We start from the raw sequence: 20,869 nt of genomic DNA, 5'->3' as shown, positions 1-20,869 counted from the left end.
TTGTACGAACGACGAGCAACGAAATACGCTCTGCATCAGAGCAAGTGATCATGAATAACGATATTGCTTCTTGATCGTATGGAATTTTGGAACGCCTGAAGAGCCCGTTGTTTTTTCTGGAGAAGAAATTGAAGCCGAATTCGTTCCGTCGTTGAGGCGTCTGGTTCTTCTCCTTCCCCGGCTTGCCGTGTGGCCAGTTCTTCAACTTCCTTGAGTTCTGCAGGGGTGAGCGTGGTCGACTCTGAGATGAGCAGACGAGCCTTGTCCCGAAGCAATTCAATCTTCCGTTGACTTTCAAATTCCCCTGGCGTCATTCGGTTATTCGCAAGCACACGTTGGTAAAATTGTGGGTCGAACGCTCCGTCTTTCTGGAATTCTTGTTGGTTGACGATTGAGTTTCGTAATTCTTCTTGTGAAACGACTAAGCCAAACTCTTCGGCGACCAGGGTCCATGACTTGGCATCGATGAGGCCATTGATGGCGAGTTGTTTAATTTGATCTTCATCAATATCTTCTTGTTTTAACTGATCGCGATAGAACCGAAAGTAGTTGTCGTAGGTTCGGCGATACTCTTGAAGCGACACTTTATACGGGCCGACTTCGGCGACAGCATTGGATGAAGACCCTTCATAATCCCATGCCCCGACAATGACGAAAGTTACGGTAATGGCGATAAGAATCGTCCAGAGAATCCAGGGATGTTTTTGCGATCCCTCTCGCATAGTGCGAAGCATGAACACTCCTTGGTTATTGGATGAAACGGTAGTGGGAAGATTTTAAGTTAGGTTCGAGATAAACGCAAGGCCTAGGGAAAACTTGCGACTTTACATCCTCTTGAACAGCATGGTATTGAGGTATCCCATGAATGGTTTGCGTTCTGTCTCTCGTTGCTCATTGCTGGTCGCTCGTTGTTTGTATCTCGTTGCTGGTCGCTCGTTGCTCATTGCTCCTCGTTGTTTATTCGTCTTTCGCTCTTCTTTTCCATTTTCCATTTTCCATTTTGCAATAACGCTTCACACTTCACGTTTCACGCTTCACGCTTCACGAGTTCTGTATGTCTAATGTTCGTGTGCGATTTGCTCCCAGCCCAACCGGGTTTCTGCATATTGGTGGCGTGCGAACGGCTTTATTTAATTGGTTGTTTGCGCGTCATGCTGGTGGGACCTTTGTCTTACGAATAGAAGATACGGATCGCGACCGTTCGACTGATGAGGCGATTCAGATTATCCTTGATGGACTGAAGTGGACAGGGCTTGACTGGGACGAAGGCCCCTATCGTCAAACCGAACGATTGGAATTATATCGGGAGCACGCGATGGGCCTGTTTGAGAGGGGTCTCGCCTATTGGTGTGTGTGTACTCCTGAGGAGTTGGAAGCCAAGCGTAAAGACGCGCATGCAAAAGGAGAGTCATTGAAGTACGCCGGCACATGCCGAGACAAAGGTCTTCGTGCGCCGACCGAACCGGCAGCGTTACGATTTCGTTCACCGCAAGAAGGGCAAACCGTTTTTGATGATTTGATTAAAGGGAAAATTGTTTTTGAAAATCAGGTATTGGACGATCTCATTATTCTCCGTTCAAATGGGTATCCGACGTACAATTTTTCTGTAGTCATCGATGATGCGTTGATGAATATTACACATGTGATTCGTGGAGATGACCATGTGAACAATACCCCTCGGCAAGTTCCGCTTTTCGAAGCGTTGGGTTATGCCATCCCAAAGTTTGCTCATCTTCCGATGATCTTAGGCTCAGATAAGGCGAGACTTTCTAAGCGCCACGGGGCAACGTCAGTGCTTGCCTACCAAGAGCTGGGCTATCTTCCGGAAGCCCTCGTGAATTATCTGGTGCGTTTGGGGTGGTCGCATGGTGATCAAGAAATATTTTCCATGAACGACATGATACGGTTATTTAGTTTTGAGCATGTTCAATCCTCGGCGGCTGTGTTCAATCCAGAGAAACTGCGATGGCTCAATGCCCAGTATCTTCGGACGTCTGAACCACAGTATGTCGCAAAACAATTGCTCCCTTACCTAGAAAAGGAGGGTTATGATGAGAAAACGTGTGCGAGAATCCCTGGCGGCGTGGAGGCCTTGGTGCCCCCCTTGCGAGAACGGTCCGAAACGTTGCTTGACATGGTCACGGGTGCAGCCCCCTATCTTGCAGAAACGATTACCATTGAGGAGAACGCGGCGAAAAAATTTCTAACGCCGGTGATTGCACCGAGTTTGAAGAAGTTTGCCGACCGAATTGAGATAGCATCATCGTTTTCCAGAGAGGTCTTGGAACATATCTTTCAAGGAATTCTTGAAGAAGAGAATCTCAAGATGGGAAAGCTGGCGCAACCGCTTCGTGTCGCCTTGACTGGGGGAACCGTCAGCCCAGGTATTTATGAAGTCATGGAGCTTCTTGGGAAGGCGCGGACACTGGATCGGTTGCGAGTGGGTATTCAACAGGCCGAATCTTCGGTGCCAGCTTGATGGATAACCCTAGGGTCTTTGTCGTTTTTCTCTTCATCGAGAAAGCCAGAGAAAGAGGTGCGAAGTCTTCTAATCCCTATTGATGTGCCTGGGGCAATATGCTCGCCTATTGTTCCTTGATTTGGCTTGACTCACGAAGAAATCCTCTACTAAGCTACGCGTAGGATTGGGGGATCGTCTAAGGGTAGGACGGCAGATTCTGGTTCTGTCTGTGAGGGTTCGAATCCTTCTCCCCCAGCCATGTTTCGAGCATTTGTGTGCAACTCCATCTCTCATCGTTTCCGTTCCTGTTTCTTCCTGCTTAAATACCTATCGAATTACTTATAGCCATAGCTTTCTTGTGGGGGCATCTCACATGATAGTCTGTGTCCGTCTGAATTCCTGTGGCAGTTGCTTTTTTGCAAGTCGAAAGGAGGTAATCCTAGAGAATCAAGCATGGGTTAAGATTCTAAAGTCTGTTTTTGTTTATGGTGAATCAGATATTCATTGCGATGATGATGCTATTAGTAAATGGGTAAGTCATATCTAATTTTCCTCCAACGTAAATAAGCATGTATATCTTTCTCTCTTGGATTCATCTCTCTGCTGCAATCTTTTGGGTTGGCGGGATGCTCTTCTTGTCATTGGTGGCAGTCCCGTTGTTGAAACGTGAGACAGATCCCGCTCAAGCTCAACGTTGGTTTCTCAATGTTGCCCGCCGTTTCAGATCAATAGTTTGGTGGGCTATCGTACTTCTTCTCCTAACTGGAGTATTACTCCTTCCTCAGCGTTTAAGCTTTTCTCTTCCACTTTCTGAATGGCCAATTATCATTATTGCAAAATTGTCTTTAGTGCTCTTGTTAATCATTACCTCCATCACGCACGACCGCATCATCGGACCGAAAGCTCGAAGCATTAAACAAAAGGCTTCTGTCGATTGGTCAGCTGGAGATCGCATTCTTGTGCATTTTGCACCATGGATTGGACGGATGACGATGATTTTAGGATTAGCGGTTGTCTTGGCGGGAGTGATGCTTGTGCGAAGTTAAACTGTGTGGTGTGGGCACGATGTGTCTCATACCCGCACAGGTGAGTCTTCTGTGTACTCATGTGTAACTAGTATTGATTGTAAGCTCTTCTCTTTTATTCTATGGCTTTTCCAAAGACTCCACTTTTCTATAATTTGCAGGATATTCGAACTACCCTGAAATTGATGATTCCAGTCAGATTGAATGTGATCTATAGGCGTGAGTGTCCTTTATGTCACTCTGTTTCTCTATGCCGCAATCTGTGTTGTGACCGGTTCCAGGTATGTCAGGATTCGTCGTCGGCCGGCCAGTTTGGATTGGCCCGGTGCGCCAAGGATGATCCATGTGGGATTCGGGAAGCGATAGACATCGACGTGGCGGAAGCTATCGATGAAGTCGCGCATTTGTGGGTGGTGGCGCCATCCCTCTGGCGGTTGGCTGTCCATGATGCATTGTTGCAGGTATTGTTCGAGCCGGTATTCATCTCTGATGGAAATGGTGTGTGTGCAGTCAATTTCTCGCACGATTGCGGGCATGGCCTGATTGCTTAATGCTCCGAGAACTGGTTCCGCTGTGAGGTACTGCCGTGTTTTGTTGTGACTAAACAGTTTGGTGTAACGTTCGTAGATTTGAGGAATAAAGGCATCCTGTTTGGGGAGCATGATGATGACGGTGCCACGATGGGGGTTGAGGGCCTTGTTGATGGTTCCGATGGCTTTTGGCAGTGATCGAGGCGTAAGTCCATACAGTGATTGTAAGGCCCAAATAATGTCGTACCGAGTCGTCGACGTGTGTAGGGAAGCTTCTTCGATCGGGGTGTGATAGGCGCGTCGAGCTTGGTACGGAGGATGAAGGACCTGCTGGCACATGGACAGACAATAGTGGGCAGGATCCATGTAATCATAGAAGATTGGAGTGTCTGGCGGCAGATGTGGCCGTAACATATGAGGGAATGTGCCGATGCCGCACCCGATGTCCAGGAGTTGCGTTGGAATGGCCCCTTTGGGAAACAACGCGTCCCAATTAATCATCCTGAGGACTGTGGAGTAGTCTTCTTCAACGATGGTTCGCCAGATATCGGCATTCAATGTCCCTGTGTGGTGTGGTATGAGGGTTGGTGCGGGCTGAGAAGCAATCGTTTTCGGCACAGGTCGTGACGTGAGTTTGGGCATGGCTGGCTTCCTTTTCCTTCGGTGAATGGACGATGAGTGCAATGCTTTGTCTATCGCAAAATAAGTACCGGAATTTGGTTTGGACTTGATCTTTTAGAGGGGCTCGTATTGTCCCGTCGTTGTTAGATTCTGGTGATGTGTTCCGGGATGAGACAGTTTGTGACAGGAACATTTGCTCGGCAGCTCTTGCCGTGGTCTCGGCAAAATTTCTCCAGAGCGCACATTGTGTTTCACTAGAAAATCGTAAGGGTGTATACTGAAGTTTTCTATGAGTGAGCCCTATGTGAACATGATCACGAAGCAAACGGCATTACTAGTGTTGTGTGTGTGCTGGATTATGGTGTGGCCACCGTCTCTTCTTGTTGCCGGAAGTCAAGCGTCCGAGGTGTCGTTTGTGAGCAATGTGGCTCCCAGGGCAGGGACAGCAATGCCCGCAGTTGTCCGCCTAGCGTCTCAGCGAACCAGTGCCGCTCATATTGGGTCGGTCATGGCGATTTTGGCGACGTTCGATGAGGCGAAGGTGTTGCCGCGCGAACAGGATCCCAAAGCGAATCAACTCATTCATACATTGATTCAGCTGCAAAGCATGGTGCTGAAGAGCCAGAATCCTGTTATTCGTGAATGGGTATTGAGTGCGCTGCGGGTGAAGTCTGGAAATTCTGTAGAACAGGTCCAGAAAGACTTGCAGCGGACGGGGTTGACGATGGAATCATTAGAAGCGTTTGTGGAGTATAGTGAGATGTCTTCACCGTGGAGTCGTGGGGATCTGTCGGATGGATTTCATGAATATAATGTTCGGCAAGAACATTGGATGTTGTTGCAAAAGATTCTTGTGGCTGCTCGTGAACAGTTGCAGGTAAGGGGAGCGACCCTGGCCGAGGTGTTTGCCCGTCAGCGTCTGCACATGCCTGGAGCTATACAATAGTCGTGACCTTATCTTTGTAACGTGACGACGTGTTTCTGATCTGCTGATTGATAGCAGGCTTCTGCAATCTCGACAGCCCGTAAGCCGTCTTCTGCGGTTATGGGCATGGCTGTTCCAGTGCGCAAGGCTTGAACGAAGTCGTTGATGACTAACGGAATTGTCGGGGTTGGTGAAAGTTGAAGCACCTCCGGTTGGTCTCTTTGACTATGCCGGGTAATTGTTGATGTCGACCAATTGGCGCATAATTGTCCTCTTTGGCCAATGATTTCTATCTGTGTCATACGCGAATCGCTCATTCGGGAAGCATCAAAGAGACAGGGTGTTCCTGATTGTGTGGTGAGTCTTCCCCAGGCATGATTTTCTGGCCCATTGAGGATAGGTTGGTTCGTCTCGCAATATACCTCACGAATTTCTTCTTGTGTCAGAAGTCTCGCCAAGTCTAACAAGTGTATCCCGATTTCTAAGAGAGCCCCTCGGTTCTTCCATGCCGTGACTTCTTCCTGAGAGTGTGGGCGACGTTCTAAACGAGCGGTGAGTGAAAAGTACTGCCACGCTCCAATGTCCTGCGCCCAATCTTTGAGTGCGGTAATGGTTTTGTCGTATCGGAGCGTGTGCGCTGTCATGATGGGGATGTTCGCGTTGGATGCCTGTGCGGCTATTTGGCGGGCGTCGGACGCGGAAGCGGCAAGCGGTTTCTCGATGAGTAATGGTTTTCTTTGCTGAATCGCTTCTATCGCAATCGGTTGTGTTAATGAAGGTGGAGTGACGACGATAATGGCTTCGACTTCAGGGTCCGCAATAAGGGAGTGATAGGCTTGATGAAAGTGAAGTGCATGTTTTTGGGCAAAGGCTTGCCCTTGCGTCTCGTCACGGCGACAGATAGCGACGAGTCGTCCAGGTGAGTCCGGGCCTAGCAGATGGTTGGCGTATCGTGTGCCGTGACGGCCAAGTCCGATGAGTCCGAGGTTCATGGTTCGCTCTCGAGTGGGTATCCTTGCCGTTGGTTGTTGTCGAACTTGCAATGATCCTTTTACTCAATATGAATAAAGCAAATTGGATCTTTCACGATGGCCGTTGGGTAATCGTTGTCTTCGACAATATACGATAGATCGTGTTGCTCACAATAGTTGGTAATCCATGGGATTTCTTCGACGGATGTTGTAATGAGTCCAGGTCTCGTCAATTTCTTGAGGAGAGTCGTGGTCAGGGTAAAGACGGTTTCTCGCTCGTGTTGAAATTGGTGGGGATTGAAAGTTGCCGGATTGGCTCTGCCATATGAGAGGGCTGAAAGTTCTGGGAATTCTTCTGGATCATTGAAGACGCTGACGATCCACATGTGATCAAATGTGCCTTTCGCTTCTTGTGCATCGGTTGCCGTAAATGACAATCCATGGTCTTGGCAGGTTCGATTAAGCGTCTCGACTTCTTCTACGCGGAGATTATACGCTTTGACCGATCGATGTAATTCAGCGATTTCCATTATCAACGGGGGGATTTCGGCTACTCCTGCGCCAACGTACAGGCTAGAGCCTCGTGATGTGAGGCGAGTCTTCAAATGTTCGGCAACCTTGCTTCCCATTTGTTTGCATGGTTGCCGATGAGCTTCCCAAAACACCTCTCCGCCTTCGTCACAGTAGATTGGGGCGAGTGAGGCATAGTCCAAATCTTGAAAGATAGTCGTAATCGCTTGCCGGGTTGTAGGTTGGAGCTTTAGGGGTTTCTTGTTCATGATTTGATCGATGAAGGCAGTCTACCGGGTCGAGTCTGTGAAATCGAGAAAAAGCGGCTTGATGTGTCTTTGATGTTGACCCGTCTCTCATATTGGTGTATTGATTTCCTTCTAGACCCACGCATGTTTCGAATAAGCATTGTGTTATAATTGACTTCTGTTATCCAGGGTTTTCTCTTCATCAGGCCTTGTTCGTAGTATGAGTGTGCGGTCTATTGTCATGCCAATGTTCCTAGGGTGATACCATAATTGTTTTATGAGTGTATTTCTATTTGTATCTGAATGTATGAGTAATAATGAGGAGTCGGTTTTTGGATGTTATAAAAGAATTACGTCGAGTCATTGACCTTGAAGGGAAAACAATCTCGCAGTTGTCTGCGACGATTGGGTCGTCGTTTGAAGCAGCCGTTCGACTACTTGCGGATTGCTCGGGTCGAGTGATCCTAACGGGTGTTGGGAAATCTGGTCTCATTGCGCAGAAAATTGCCGCGACGTTAGTCTCGACCGGAACCCCCGCCATCTTTCTGCATGCGGCCGAAGGCATGCATGGCGATATTGGCATTGTGACCAAAGATGACATTGTGATTGCCGTTGGCAAGTCCGGCGAGAGTGAAGAGTTGATTACGATTCTCCCGTTTATTCGGCGGTTAGGAGCACGCATTATAGCTATTACCGCTAAGACCGATTCGACGATGGCTCGAACGTCCGATCTTGTCCTCATCACCCCAATTGAAGAAGAAGCCTGTCCATTGAATATGGCTCCCACCTGTAGTACAACGGCAGCATTGGTGCTTGGTGATGCCATGGCGATGACGCTCATGAAATTGAGAAATTTTCAACCTAACGATTTTGCGCTCTATCATCCTGGGGGGCAACTTGGTAAACGACTATTATTGACGGTCGGAGACATGATGCGTAGCGGTGAAGCCAATGCGGTCATCGCGATTACGTGTGATGTGCGTTCGATGTTGTGTGAAATTACGAGTAAGCATGCAGGGGCTGTTTCCGTCGTCGATGATCAGCATCGGTTGCTGGGTTTTGTGACGGACTTTGATATTCGCCGTGCGTTGGAAAGTGGTCGTGATATTTTTGCACTTACCATTCAAGACATCATGAACGAAAAACCCTCGTCGATTTACGACGATGAAATGGCTATTACCGCGCTAGAGCTCATGGAACGTCGGGAGCGACCCATTTCCGTGTTGCCTGTCCTCAATCGTGCAGACAAAGTCGTCGGCATGATTCACCTTCATGACCTTGTCGCGAAGGGGTTATAGTGATGTCCGCCCTCTTTTTCTCTCAGTAATGCTGCTCCTTTGAATCGCTTCTTTCCTACAACGGCCGTTCCTGCCATGGGACCGATCTATGCTTACGGTCTGATGGTGGTCGGCTTCTCTCTCTTTTTTGTTCGCCTCAACCATCTCACTGAGTATGTTTTTATTGCCTTGGTGGCCATTTGGGCTATTGAAAAGCTCTTAACTCGAGATTTTCATCTACGCCGAACGTTTGTAGATTGGCCGATTCTCTTATTTCTTGTGTGGATTTTGGTGACGGGATTTTTTGCGGTTGATCCCGATTATAGTCTGAATGAATGGCGAAAAGCCTTGCCTCGATTTCTGATTTTTTGGTTTGTCGTCAATGCCATCACCACCGAAGTCCAAGTTCGTTCCATTTTATTCGCAAGCTCACTGGGGCTTGGCGTCTTGAGCGGTGTTGAGGTGGGATATTATTTTTGGAATGGGGGGAATCTGTTAGATTTCTCTCTGAGGTGGGGGAGTCGAGCGGGCGACTTGACTGGTAGCAGTCAATGGTTGGGGACATATTTAGTCATAGGTTTGCCGATTGTCCTTCTTGGTGTTTGGGGTGAATCTTTTGGTGGAAAGCGTGTTGCGTATAGTGTCATATGTGTAGTCATGTTTGGAGCTGTGCTTTTGGTTCATACACGAGCGACGTGGTTGGCAATTGGTCTAGAGTTGTTCGTGATTGGAGTGGTTATCTTGCCGCGCTATTGGCGAGTCCGTGTGCTAATGGTTATGGCCGTTTTTGTCCTCATATTCTTGCCCTTTGGTATAGGGAAGTTGTCCTTAGTGACGGATTTGCAGGTGGCGAATCCGACGACATTGCAATTACGGTTCAACACCTGGGAGTTTGCGATTGAACAATTAATGAAGAATCCCTGGGACAGCCTGACTGGTGTGGGTTATGGGAAACATAGTTTTGCCAAAGCCTATCCCAACTTGGGGCCTGGGTATCATACGCATATACATAATTCATTTCTTGGAAGAGCTATGCAACTCGGATTGCCTGGTTTGTTGCTATTTTTCTCAATATTTGGGATGGTTTTAGTCAAGTCATTACACGGATGGAAAGCTTGTTCCCATCTCTATGTCGGGCAATTGTCTCTTGCGATATTTCTTGGAACCCTTGGCCTAATCGTGAGAAATCTCTTCGACGACATGTTTATTGGTTCGATTGTCTATTTATTTTGGCTTATGATTGGGTTGTTCTGCGTGCTACTCAGTCTTCATGGTCAACAGAGCAGGCAGGACCATGGTGCGGAACAACTTGAAGGAACCTCAACTGTAAATAACCGATACAGTTAAATGATTGACAGAAAAGTTTCTTAGTCATATGATTTGATATTTATATTTATTATACCTCAAGTGAATTATTTACATTTACTTCTATCCTCACACGTGTCCCGTCTTTCCACCCTTTCGAATGATCTCTCATTTCTCATCTTTGTTCTTGCAATTTTTTCTTACTCAACGTGGTGTTCTGTCTATGAATTTTAGGATAGTTGTGCTGTGAAGACGATTAGTAGGTGCCTTCTTAAGGGATGAGGGAGACAGTCATTTTCCAAAATCTGTGATGTCTTTGGCTGAAGGGCAATCTTCATGGAAGTTTCCGGAAGTTTGTGCTGTCCGTGGCGACAGCACCCTACTATGCGGGAGAGGAGTGGTGCGACGCATTGCTTGAACACCCTCAGAGAAAAATTAAAGTCGTTCGAGTCATTGCTCGGTTAAATATTGGCGGACCGGCCAAGCAAGCCATCTTTCTTACTCATAGTCTTAACGGTAGAAACGTTCAGTCATCGCTCATTACAGGGGTTGTCGGTTACGATGAAGAATCCCTTGCATTATCCAAACTTGAGGAAGAAGGGGACGTCTATATTCTTCCTACGCTCGGTCGGGAAATTTCTTTGTGGCAAGATATTCACACCTTCTTCGAACTGTGTAAGATTTTCAAAGCCATCAGACCAGACATTGTGCATACTCATACGGCCAAAGCTGGAACGCTTGGCCGGTTGGCGGCAATCTGGGTACGTGTGCCGATCAAAGTGCATACATTTCATGGCCATGTGTTTCGCAAGTACTTTGGTCATATCAAAACAACGCTGTTTGTGTGTATAGAAAGACTCTTGTCCTATGCAACGGATCGCATTGTGGTGGTAAGTGAAAGCCAGCGTCGAGAGCTTACTGATGATTTTCATATTGCGCCTGTGGGGAAATTTCATATTATCCCGCTAGGATTCAATTTAGAGTCATTTGCTTCGAGCGGTTCAATGGTTGAGGCGAGGTCAGAGTTTGGAATTGACTCAAACGCATTTGTTGTCGGATTTGTCGGTCGTCTTGTCCCTATTAAAAACCCTTTTCTCTTGCTTGAAGCTTTTTACAATGCCGAAGTGTTTCGTCACACAACTCCAAGCTTTTTCAATATGCACAATGAACCGTGGTCGGTCATTGTGGCTGGCGGTGGGGAATTATTAGAAGTTATGCAGTCTGAAGTCGAGGCACGAGACTTTTCCAAACGTTTTATTTTCTGCGGGTGGCAACAGCATGTTGAACATGTGCATGCCGCAGTAAATGTCGTTGTCCTGACCTCACTCAATGAGGGAACGCCGGTTGCTCTGATTGAGGCGATGGCCTCCGGTAAACCCTTCATTGCGACAAATGTGGGTGGAGTGATTGATTTGATGGTTGGCACAGGGTCTTCTTATACGGCTGTGAATGGTGGGGTGTTCACCGTCTATCAGAATGGTATTTTGGTAGAGTCTCAGGATGTTGTGGGTCTGGCTGGTGCGCTGCTCTACATTGCCACTCATCTGGAAGAAGCTCACGCAATGGGGGCTGTTGGCCGGGAATTCTCCGTTAAACTGTTTGATGAACAACGATTGCTTGGAGATATAAGAGGGTTATATCAGGATCTGCTTGTGGAAAAGGGCATACAGTATCGCTGTGTGTAATATGAGGAGTGGCTTTGTCGGCATTTCGCAATGCGTAAATAATTTGTGAGGAACTATCTATGCGCGTGTTAATTACAGGCGGAGCGGGGTTCATCGGTTCTCACTTGGCGGAAGCCTTATTGGAGCGTGGGGCCGAGGTGTATATCATTGATGACCTCTCGACTGGAAGTGTTGAAAATATCGAACATCTGCAGGCACATCCTCACTTTCATTATTTTTTCGATACAGTCATGAATCGGTTTTTGATGGCGGAACTTGTAGATCGTACCGATTGTATCTTTCATTTAGCTGCGGCTGTCGGCGTCAGGCTTATTGTGGAGAGTCCCGTCCGAACGATAGAAACAAATGTCAAAGGCACGGAAATTATTTTAGACCTTGCGAGTAAAAAGAAGAAAACCGTGGTGATTGCGTCGACGAGCGAAGTGTACGGGAAATCGCATGCGATCCCATTTTCCGAAGATGGCGACTTGGTGATGGGGGCAACGACAAAGGGACGTTGGAGTTATGCCTGCTCTAAAGCGTTAGATGAGTTTTTAGCCTTGGCCTATTGGAAGGAAAAGCAATGCCCCACCATTGTAGTGAGATTATTTAATACGGTTGGGCCGAGGCAGACCGGGCAATATGGCATGGTTATCCCTCGTTTTGTTCAACAAGCGCTGGCCGGTCAATCAATGACGGTATTTGGAACAGGTACGCAGAGTCGTTGTTTTACCTGGGTTGGGGATGTCGTACACGCGCTCGTGCAATTAAGTCAGCATCCGAAAGCCGTGGGAGAAATCTTCAATATTGGGAGTACTCAGGAAATGAGTATTCATGATCTTGCACAGCTGGTCAAGATGATGACGAACTCACAATCGGATATTACGTTTATGCCCTATGATCAAGCGTATGAATCTGGCTTTGAAGATATGGAGAGACGGGTGCCATCTCTCAACAAAATTCAAGCTCTTATCGGGTATAAGCCAACGTTGGATTTGACAGGAATCATCGGAGAAGTCATTGAATATGCCAAGAAGAAGGACCTAAGCAGAAGCTAATGCTGGAATTCTCTGTCTTTGCCTCCTCAGTATTGTTGGCCGCATTGTTAACCCCATGCGTGAGAAGTGTGTCGTTAAAATGGGGGTGGGTGGCTGTGCCTAAAGCCGATCGGTGGCATCAATCGCCGACGGCCCTTCATGGTGGAGTCGCGATCTTTGCTGCGTTTTCTATCCCACTTATTTTACTTGCGCCTTCTCATCCGAATCTTTGGGTGCTTCTTGGGGCGGCCACGCTCATGTTTTCTTTAGGTCTGATCGATGATGTGAAGCATCTACAACCCTACACCAAGCTGATTGTCCAGATCATTGCCGCTTGTATCATTGTGTCCAATGGTATTCTCATTGAGGTTTCGACTTTTCCGTTTATCGGAATTTTTCTCACCATATTTTGGATTGTTGGAATTACCAATGCTTTGAACCTGCTTGATAACATGGATGGTTTGTCAGTGGGGACAGGGTGTATTGCTGCACTTTGTCTGGCGGTAGCAGGCATGTTTACCGGGACAGCGCTGATGAGTGTCATTGGGTTTGGTCTTGCGGGAGCCACGTTGGGATTTCTCTTCTTCAACTTTTACCCTGCCAAAATTTTCATGGGTGATGCCGGGAGCCTTTTTTTGGGGTTTACGCTCTCTGTTCTGTCGTTGATGGTGGGATGGAAGCAAGCAACCAATATTTTCTTGAGCATGCTGGTGCCTGTGTTGGTGTTGGCTGTGCCAATTTTTGACACGGCCTTTGTGTCTGTCGTGCGTTTCTTTAATGGTCAAGCGATTTCTCAAGGTGGTCGAGATCATACCTCCCATCGATTAGTCGCCTTTGGCCTTCCGGAGCGAATTACGGTTCTATTTTTCTATGCAATGAGTCTCATTTGCGGGGCTATCGCCTTAATCGGCGTGAAGTTTCATTTGTTGTATCCCGCCATGCTCGTCATTTTGTTGGTCATTATGTTCTGGTATTTTGGGCTGTTTTTGAGTGGAATCGTGTCATATGAAGATCAAAAAGCCAAAAAGCCTCTCCCGTTCACTGATAAAGGATTTGCCTTGAATATGGTTTTTGAGCATAAGAGGCGAATTGGCGAAGTTGTGGTCGACTGCGTGCTGATTGGGGTGTCCTTTACCCTGGCCTATCTCATTCGTTTCGAAGGGCTGCCGAATGAGTATGTTGTCGCCATTACCCAATCGCTTCCGTTCCTCATTCCATTGAAGCTCTTCGTCTTTTTTTACTTTGGATTATATCGTGGGCTTTGGCGATACGTTGGTATGCAGGATCTCATTAATATTCTCAAGGCCGTGACGGTGAGCTCTGTGCTCTCCGTGGCAACGATCGCCATGGTGTTTCGACTTGAAGGTCATGCCCGTTCGGTATTTTTTATTGATTGGATGGTGTTGTTACTGACTGTCGGAGGCGTTCGTGTCTTTATTCGTTTGATCAAAGAGTATCTTGGATCCTGGGTGAAGCCTGAAGGAAAACGATTGTTAATCATGGGAGCCGGAGATGCTGGAGAGATTGCGTTACGAGAAATTCGAAATAATCCAACAATTGACTATTATCCCATTGGGTTTATTGATGATGATCGAAGTAAGTTAGGGCGTGAAATCCATGGCATTCCGGTCATGGGAACAAGGAGGGAACTTCCAGTCGTTGTGCAAAAGCATCAGATCGAAGAAATCCTAATCGCGATTCCATCGGCCAATAAAGGTCTATTGGCAAAAATTTTACAAGATTGTCGAGAGACGGGCATTGCGACTCAGGTCCTTTCTCAAAGTCGAAATTTGGCATCCGTGAAATCTGCTTGATTGTAGGGGGCATAATGTTTCCCAAATCTTCTAAGAAGAATGTCCTTGACTGAAATGATTTTTTGTGTTCAATTTATGAACATATATATGTTCAGTCGATGAACAGATTGACGAGTGAGGCCACTTGTTAGGTGTATCTAATGGATAAAGACGGTCAACGTGCGCTTCTTGTCCTTCAGGAAATCGAGCAGAATCCCATCATTACTCAACGTTCGCTTTCTCTAAAACTTGGTGTCGCTTTAGGCTTAACCAATCTCTATCTGAAGCGTTTGGTGCGGAAAGGGCACATTAAAGTCACCACGATTCCCCGAAATCGAATTCGCTATCTCCTCACACCTCGCGGCATCAAAGAAAAGTCACGGTTGACGTATGAATACTTGCAATTTTCTTTGACCTATTATCGCGACGTTCGACGGAGACTCAATCACACATTAGCATACCTCCAACAGCTTGGGATGAAACGTATTGTTATTTTGGGAATAGGGGAGTTTGCTGAGTTTGCCTATCTTTCACTTCAGGATAGTGAGTTAGTCTTGGTGGGATTTGTGACCGAAGAGCCTGGGGACAGTTTTTTGTCGTATCCCCGTGGAACTCTGGAGGTACTGAAAGCCTGGGAGTTTGATGCCATACTTATCAGTGACCTCACACGTATTGACGCCCATAGAAAAAAGCTCTTGGCGTTAGAGATTTCGGCGGAACACGTATTTTCGCTGGTGTGAAAAAAGGGTTATCGGGAATAGTCCTGAGAATGACTATTTGGAGCCCAGGTTGAAGCGGTGGGGAAACTTCGAATGTAAGTGAGAGGGCGAAGCTGTGTTTAATGCATATTTACATATGGACGATAATTCCCGCTGGTATGCTCTTCGGACAAAGTCCCGTCATGAGAAAGTGGTTCGTGAGCGATTAGTTTATGAAGGGGTTGAGGCATTGCTTCCGACAATAAAACGCCTTAGCCGATGGAAGGATCGGAAGAAAGAAATTGAAACTCCACTCTTTCCAGGATATTGTTTTGTTCGATGTGTCTTGGAAAACAAATTGCCGATTTTGAACATAGTCGGAGTCGTCGAAATTGTCGGATGCGGACATCGACCTCAAGCTATTCCCGAAGAAGAAATATCAGCACTGAAGGCTGTGGTGACTAGTGTTCTTTGTTATGATATTCATCCTTATTTGAATGAAGGTATGAATGTTGAGGTCGTGGCTGGAGTTTTGAAAGGCGTGCGTGGAATATTATTGGAAAAAAATAACGGTCATCGATTAGCTATTGGCATTCGACTGATTCAACAAGCAGTTTCTGTCGAAATTGACGCGATGGATATTGCCCCAGTCTGACCCCATTCCTTCTGCTTATTGAAAAAATGAGCGACGAGATCTAGCCTTGATGGAAAACTTTCAGGAACACGTTGCAGTCATTGGAACAGGGCATTGGGGGAAAAACCACGTCAGAAATTTTTATGAATTAAAGAGTCTGGCCGTCATTTGTGATACCAATGCCGAACGGTTACAGGACCTGGCGTTACAATATCCTACGATTCGTCATACGACCGATTACTCAGAAGTTTTACAGGATTGCACAATTACTGCTGTGATCATTGCGACGCCGGCTGAATCCCATGGGGAATTCGTACGAAAGGCCCTATTGGCGAAGAAGGATGTGTTGGTGGAGAAGCCTCTTTGTTTATCGGTGAACGAGGGGGAAGAGTTAGTTGCATTAGCAAAAAAACAACAACGAATTCTCATGGTTGGTCACCTTCTCTGGTACCACCCTGCCGTGTTGAAACTCAAAGAACTTATCGAAGCAGGCGAACTTGGTCGAATGCAGTATGTGTATTCCAACCGCCTGAATCTTGGGCAAATTCGACGTGAGGAGAATATTCTTTGGTCATTTGCTCCGCATGATATCTCAGTCATATTAGGGCTCGTCAATGAATGTCCCGAGAGTGTTCGAGCTCAAGGTGGGAATTATCTTCACCAGCAAATCGCGGATGTGACGGTGAGTCTTCTTTCGTTTGCCAGTGGTGTGAAGGCGCACATTTTTGTTTCATGGCTTCATCCGTTCAAGGAACAAAAATTGGTGGTTGTTGGGGATCGTAAAATGGCTGTGTTCGATGACCTTGAAAGGAGCGAGAAGCTTCTTCTTTTTCCGCACTCTATTGACTGGAACGGCAATATTCCAGTGGCAAACAAAGCCGACGCACAGGTTGTTGAATTTGATCAAGAAGAGCCGCTTCGTGCTGAATGCGCACACTTTCTCGAGTGTGTGCATTCGAGACGTAAGCCCAGGACAGATGGAGAAGAGGGAATAGCAGTCCTGAAGGTTCTTCAGCGGTGTCAAGAGGCTCTGGAAAAAGATGTACACCGTCAGGAATTGAAAGGTACAGAAAAGAATTTTTTCGCTCATGCGTCGGCGTTCCTCGATGAAGACGTGAGGATTGGCAAAGGAACGACAATTTGGCACACGACACATATTTTAAAAGGAACATCAATTGGCACGAATTGCAAGATTGGACAAAATGTTGTGGTTGGACCGAACGTCACTGTAGGGCACGGTGTGAAAATCCAAAATAATGTATCTGTCTATGAAGGGGTGACTTTAGAGGATTGTGTTTTTTGTGGGCCTTCAATGGTGTTTACCAATGTCATTAACCCTCGAAGCGAGATACCTCGAATGACGGAACTCATGCCGACATTAGTCAGGCGAGGTGCGACGTTAGGGGCCAATTCAACCATTCTTTGTGGAATTACCATTGGGCAATATGCATTTATTGGGGCTGGAGCTGTTGTGACAAAGGATGTACCGAATTTTGCCTTGATGGTTGGAAGCCCAGCCAGAGTAACTGGATGGATGTGTGAATGCGGGGTCAAACTCACGGTAGATGGAAAGAAGCATAACTGTTCAGCCTGTGGGAAATCATACACAATGGGGATTGATGGTTTGCACCTGAATGAGGAAATTCCGCAATCCTATCAGGAGAGAATATGAATGTTCCGTTGATGGATTTTCATGCGCACCATAATCCGATGAAACGTGAAATTTTAGAAGCATTGGAGCAAACTTTCGCCAACCAAACCTTTATTTTAGGTCCAGAAGTTAAAAAATTAGAAGACCGTATCGCGACCTATTGTCAAGCAAATTTTGGTATTGGAGTGTCCTCGGGGACAGATGCATTGTTGGTTTCCCTGATGGCCTTGGGCATTGAGGCTGATGACGAGGTCATTACGACTCCCTACTCTTTTTTTGCGACGGCCGGTACGATTGCCAGGCTTGGAGCCAAGCCTGTCTTTGTGGATATCGATCCAAGATCCTACAACATCGATCCTGCCAAAATCGAGTCTGCCATTACTCATAAAACGAAGGCGATCATCCCTGTGCATCTCTACGGACAATGTGCAGATATGGCGCCTATTTTAGAGCTTGCTTCCAAGTATCAATTGAACGTGATTGAAGATGCCGCTCAGGCAATTGGGGCGGATTATAAAGATGGCCGACGTGCTGGAAGCTTGGGGACTATCGGTTGCCTGTCATTTTTCCCTAGCAAAAATTTAGGCGCGTTAGGTGATGGCGGAATGGTGGTGACCAATGATTCGGCTTTGGCTGAACGAATTCAAATCCTCCGTGTGCAAGGGAGCAAACCCAAGTATTACCATAAATTCATCGGAGGCAATTTTCGTTTAGACACTTTGCAGGCAGCCGTGTTGAATGTGAAGTTGAATTATCTTGCTCAGTGGACTAAACAGCGACAAGAGAATGCGAGACAGTACAGAAGACTATTTCAAGAACGCGGGTTGCTCACAAATTTTGGTATCACATTGCCTCAAGTGATGTATGAGCAGGCTGATGTTAGTCATCAGCACATCTACAACCAATTTATTCTCCGTGTTCCACGGCGTGATCAATTAATGACCTATCTCAAGGAGAAAGGCATTGGATCAGTAATCTATTATCCCGTTCCCTTTCATCTTCAAGAGTGTTTTTCCTATTTAGGTCATCAAAAGGGAGATTTCCCTGAATCAGAGGCGGCCGCCCGAGAGACCCTTGGATTGCCGATTTACCCAGAACTGCAGGTAGAGCAACAAGAGTATGTGGTAAATATGTTTAAGGAATTTTATTGTTCTAAATGATAAGCTCGAAGCCGCTTAATTTCTAATGAATTGCGCGTGGGTTTTATTGAGGATAAGTCCAGCTTCTGGTTCTTGTCTGCTGAATATGAGGAGCCGCAGGTCCTGATATGTCGTGTTTGTGTACTGTTGCCTGTCTACGCGCGTGAAATGTTTTTGAACAATATTGAGTTGACCGTACGAAAGGGAGAACAGTGGATCTCAAGGGAAAGAAATTTTTAGTTATTGGTGGAGCGGGGTTTATCGGATCGCACCTTATTGACCAATTATTGAAGGAAGATATTGGGCAGGTGGTGATTTATGACAACTTTGTTAGGGGTAGCTTAGAAAATTTGGATGAAGCGTTAAGAGACCCTCGTGTGAAAATTCATGAAGTTGGTGGGGACGTTTGCCAGACTGACATCCTTGGTTCGGCAATGAAGGGTATCGATGGGGTATTTCATTTGGCTGCTCTGTGGCTTCTTCAGTGTCACGACTATCCTCGTGCTGCCTTTGATGTGAATATTCGAGGAACATTTAATGTTCTAGAAGCTTGTGTGAAGAACAATATTGCACGGTTAGCCTACTCGTCTTCAGCTTCTGTCTATGGCGATGCCGTAGAAGAACCTATGACGGAAGACCATCCGTTCAACAATAAAAACTTTTACGGTGCCACAAAAATTGCGGGCGAGGCAATGATGCGATCATTTCATTATCGCTATGGATTACACACCGTTGGACTTCGCTATATGAATGTGTATGGTCCCCGCCAGGACTACCTTGGTGCCTATATTGCCGTTATTATGAAAATGCTTGATGCTATAGACAAAGGACAAGGTCCGACAATTTTAGGTGACGGTACCGAGGCGTTTGATTTTATCGCCGTAGAGGATTGTGCTCGAGCGAACATATGCGCCATGAAGTCTGAGGTCGTTGATCGTTTTTATAATGTTGGAACAGGAAAACGGACGTCCTTGAAAGAACTGGCTGAAATGATTGTAATGCTCACGGATTGCAAATTCTCTATAAGCTATGCTCCACGAAGCCAAGCGACGTTAGTTCGAAATCGAATAGGTTCGCCAAAGCGGGCTAAGGCCGAAATTGGTTTTTCCTCCGAAGTCGATCTGGAACAAGGTCTGAGAGGTCTTATCGACTGGAGAAAAAAGCATATGAAGGAAATCACTCGACGACGGCATTTGAGTAGGGTGCAGAATGCGTAAAGGCAGGAAAATTCAGATTGCCACTCCAAGTTTAGGTGAAGAAGAGTGGATGGCACTTCGTGACCCGATTGAAAGTGGGTGGATAACGCAAGGACCTAAAGTTGCGGCATTTGAAAAGGCCTTTGCTGACCGTCACAATGTCAAGCATGCCTTTGCTGTCACATCTGCGACGACAGGCCTTCACCTTTCACTTTCGTCCCTGGGAATCAAAGCTGGGGATGAAGTTATTGTCCCAGCTTTTACCTGGGTCGCGACGGCGAATGCCGTTATCTATTGTGGAGCGATACCGGTTTTTGCCGATGTGGACCGTGTGACCTTCAATCTTGATGTTCAAGATGTTGAACGACGTATCACTTCTCGGACGAAGGCAATCATTCCGGTCCACCTTTTTGGCCTCTGTGCAGATGTCGAGGCCTTGCGATCAGTCTTGCGAGCCGATATTGCCATTGTGGAGGATGCCGCTTGTGCCGCGGGTGCTGCTTGCCACGGTCGTTCCGCAGGTGCAGTAGGTGATGTGGGGGTCTTTTCCTTTCATCCTCGCAAGTCGATTACAACTGGTGAGGGAGGTATGGTCACAACGAATAATGATATGTTGGCCGAACGAGTAAATCGAATGCGCAATCACGGTGCGTCTATTTCCGAAGAAGAACGGCATCATGGTTCTCGTCCGTATCTGCTCCCTGACTTTGATGTGCTTGGCTTTAATTATCGCATGACAGATCTTCAGGGGGCCGTTGGTCTTGTGCAGCTTGGAAAGTTAGACACGTTTATTGATGAGCGTGCTCAGATAGCTGAGGCCTATCGAAATGCCTTGAGCGATCTTTCCTGGCTTCGGCTTCCGGATGAACCACAAGACGGTCGGCATGCTTGGCAAGCTTTTGTCACCTATGTCAATCCCGACACAGCACCTCAGCCTCGAAATGTGATCATGGAAGTCTTGCAGCAACAAGGAATTGCAACGCGTCCAGGTACGCATGCGGTTCATATGTTGGGATATTACCAGAAAAACTATAATTTTCACCCTCAAGATTTTCCTGGCGCATATGATTGTGCCCAGAACAGTATGGCTATTCCTCTTCATAATCGAATGAGCCAAGAAGATTTCACGTATGTCGTAGATGCGCTTCATCGTCTCTAACCTCTACGTTTTTCCGCTCCTAGTA

The 20,869-nt window shown here is 46.7% G+C and carries 18 protein-coding genes and 1 tRNA gene; 15 read left to right on the top strand and 4 right to left on the bottom strand.

What is annotated here, in order from left to right; genetic code table 11:
• Positions 1–35 precede the first annotated feature (35 nt).
• Positions 36–734, bottom strand: coding sequence for a SurA N-terminal domain-containing protein (locus ACWHX8_RS13420; RefSeq protein ID WP_447968635.1), 699 nt, complete (start codon positions 732–734; stop codon positions 36–38).
• 320 nt (positions 735–1,054) lie between these two features.
• On the opposite strand from ACWHX8_RS13420, the gene gltX reads away from it, so the two are divergent.
• The 3 genes from gltX to ACWHX8_RS13405 all read left to right on the top strand — a co-directional run bounded on the left by gltX (position 1,055) and on the right by ACWHX8_RS13405 (position 3,507).
• Complete coding sequence (gene gltX / locus ACWHX8_RS13415; protein ID WP_447968634.1) at positions 1,055–2,479, top strand: glutamate--tRNA ligase; 1,425 nt, start codon at positions 1,055–1,057, stop codon at positions 2,477–2,479.
• 167 nt (positions 2,480–2,646) lie between these two features.
• Positions 2,647–2,720, top strand: a tRNA-Gln gene (locus ACWHX8_RS13410).
• A gap of 310 nt (positions 2,721–3,030) precedes the next feature.
• Positions 3,031–3,507 carry a DUF4149 domain-containing protein gene (locus tag ACWHX8_RS13405; protein WP_447968633.1) on the top strand — a complete coding sequence of 159 codons (477 nt, stop codon included), beginning with the start codon at positions 3,031–3,033 and terminating at the stop codon, positions 3,505–3,507.
• 227 nt (positions 3,508–3,734) lie between these two features.
• On the opposite strand, the gene ACWHX8_RS13400 is transcribed toward ACWHX8_RS13405, so the two are convergent.
• Positions 3,735–4,658: a methyltransferase domain-containing protein gene (locus ACWHX8_RS13400; RefSeq protein WP_447968632.1), complete on the bottom strand. Its 924-nt coding sequence runs from the start codon at positions 4,656–4,658 to the stop codon at positions 3,735–3,737.
• A 268-nt stretch (positions 4,659–4,926) separates the two neighbouring features.
• Here ACWHX8_RS13400 and ACWHX8_RS13395 point away from each other — a divergent pair, with 268 nt between their 5' ends.
• The gene (locus tag ACWHX8_RS13395) at positions 4,927–5,583 is read left to right on the top strand and encodes a hypothetical protein (RefSeq protein ID WP_447968631.1); all 657 of its coding nucleotides are present in this window, start codon (positions 4,927–4,929) and stop codon (positions 5,581–5,583) included.
• An 8-nt stretch (positions 5,584–5,591) separates the two neighbouring features.
• Here ACWHX8_RS13395 and ACWHX8_RS13390 read toward each other — a convergent pair whose 3' ends face one another.
• Together ACWHX8_RS13390 and ACWHX8_RS13385 are read right to left on the bottom strand one after the other, a co-directional pair.
• Positions 5,592–6,554: a Gfo/Idh/MocA family protein gene (locus ACWHX8_RS13390; RefSeq protein WP_447968630.1), complete on the bottom strand. Its 963-nt coding sequence runs from the start codon at positions 6,552–6,554 to the stop codon at positions 5,592–5,594.
• Positions 6,555–6,613: 59 nt separating this feature from the next.
• Positions 6,614–7,312 carry a hypothetical protein gene (locus ACWHX8_RS13385; RefSeq protein WP_447968629.1) on the bottom strand — a complete coding sequence of 233 codons (699 nt, stop codon included), beginning with the start codon at positions 7,310–7,312 and terminating at the stop codon, positions 6,614–6,616.
• A gap of 311 nt (positions 7,313–7,623) precedes the next feature.
• On the opposite strand from ACWHX8_RS13385, the gene ACWHX8_RS13380 reads away from it, so the two are divergent.
• The 11 genes from ACWHX8_RS13380 (at position 7,624) to ACWHX8_RS13330 (ending at position 20,844) form a co-directional block, all read left to right on the top strand.
• Complete coding sequence (locus ACWHX8_RS13380; protein ID WP_447968628.1) at positions 7,624–8,589, top strand: KpsF/GutQ family sugar-phosphate isomerase; 966 nt, start codon at positions 7,624–7,626, stop codon at positions 8,587–8,589.
• A gap of 39 nt (positions 8,590–8,628) precedes the next feature.
• Entirely contained in the window at positions 8,629–9,915 is a 1,287-nt protein-coding gene (locus tag ACWHX8_RS13375; RefSeq protein ID WP_447968627.1) for an O-antigen ligase family protein, read from the top strand.
• 323 nt (positions 9,916–10,238) lie between these two features.
• Positions 10,239–11,558 carry a glycosyltransferase gene (locus ACWHX8_RS13370; protein WP_447968626.1) on the top strand — a complete coding sequence of 440 codons (1,320 nt, stop codon included), beginning with the start codon at positions 10,239–10,241 and terminating at the stop codon, positions 11,556–11,558.
• A gap of 59 nt (positions 11,559–11,617) precedes the next feature.
• Complete coding sequence (locus ACWHX8_RS13365) at positions 11,618–12,595, top strand: NAD-dependent epimerase/dehydratase family protein (protein WP_447968625.1); 978 nt, start codon at positions 11,618–11,620, stop codon at positions 12,593–12,595.
• Positions 12,595–14,388 carry a hypothetical protein gene (locus tag ACWHX8_RS13360; RefSeq protein WP_447968624.1) on the top strand — a complete coding sequence of 598 codons (1,794 nt, stop codon included), beginning with the start codon at positions 12,595–12,597 and terminating at the stop codon, positions 14,386–14,388. Before ACWHX8_RS13365 ends, ACWHX8_RS13360 begins: the two co-directional genes overlap by 1 nt.
• 140 nt (positions 14,389–14,528) lie before the next feature.
• The gene (locus ACWHX8_RS13355; protein ID WP_447968623.1) at positions 14,529–15,107 is read left to right on the top strand and encodes a winged helix-turn-helix transcriptional regulator; all 579 of its coding nucleotides are present in this window, start codon (positions 14,529–14,531) and stop codon (positions 15,105–15,107) included.
• 115 nt (positions 15,108–15,222) lie between these two features.
• Positions 15,223–15,720 carry a transcription termination/antitermination protein NusG gene (nusG, locus tag ACWHX8_RS13350; RefSeq protein ID WP_447968622.1) on the top strand — a complete coding sequence of 166 codons (498 nt, stop codon included), beginning with the start codon at positions 15,223–15,225 and terminating at the stop codon, positions 15,718–15,720.
• Between the two features lie 49 nt (positions 15,721–15,769).
• On the top strand, positions 15,770–17,371 hold the full coding sequence (locus ACWHX8_RS13345) for a Gfo/Idh/MocA family oxidoreductase (RefSeq protein WP_447968621.1): 1,602 nt from the start codon (positions 15,770–15,772) through the stop codon (positions 17,369–17,371).
• Positions 17,368–18,510, top strand: coding sequence for a DegT/DnrJ/EryC1/StrS family aminotransferase (locus ACWHX8_RS13340; protein WP_447968620.1), 1,143 nt, complete (start codon positions 17,368–17,370; stop codon positions 18,508–18,510). Before ACWHX8_RS13345 ends, ACWHX8_RS13340 begins: the two co-directional genes overlap by 4 nt.
• 191 nt (positions 18,511–18,701) lie before the next feature.
• Positions 18,702–19,706: an NAD-dependent epimerase/dehydratase family protein gene (locus ACWHX8_RS13335; protein ID WP_447968619.1), complete on the top strand. Its 1,005-nt coding sequence runs from the start codon at positions 18,702–18,704 to the stop codon at positions 19,704–19,706.
• Positions 19,699–20,844, top strand: coding sequence for a DegT/DnrJ/EryC1/StrS family aminotransferase (locus tag ACWHX8_RS13330; protein ID WP_447968618.1), 1,146 nt, complete (start codon positions 19,699–19,701; stop codon positions 20,842–20,844). Before ACWHX8_RS13335 ends, ACWHX8_RS13330 begins: the two co-directional genes overlap by 8 nt.
• Positions 20,845–20,869 lie beyond the last annotated feature (25 nt).

Source organism: Nitrospira sp. M1, from assembly GCF_965152605.1.
This window is presented reverse-complemented; position numbering and strand designations above follow the sequence as displayed.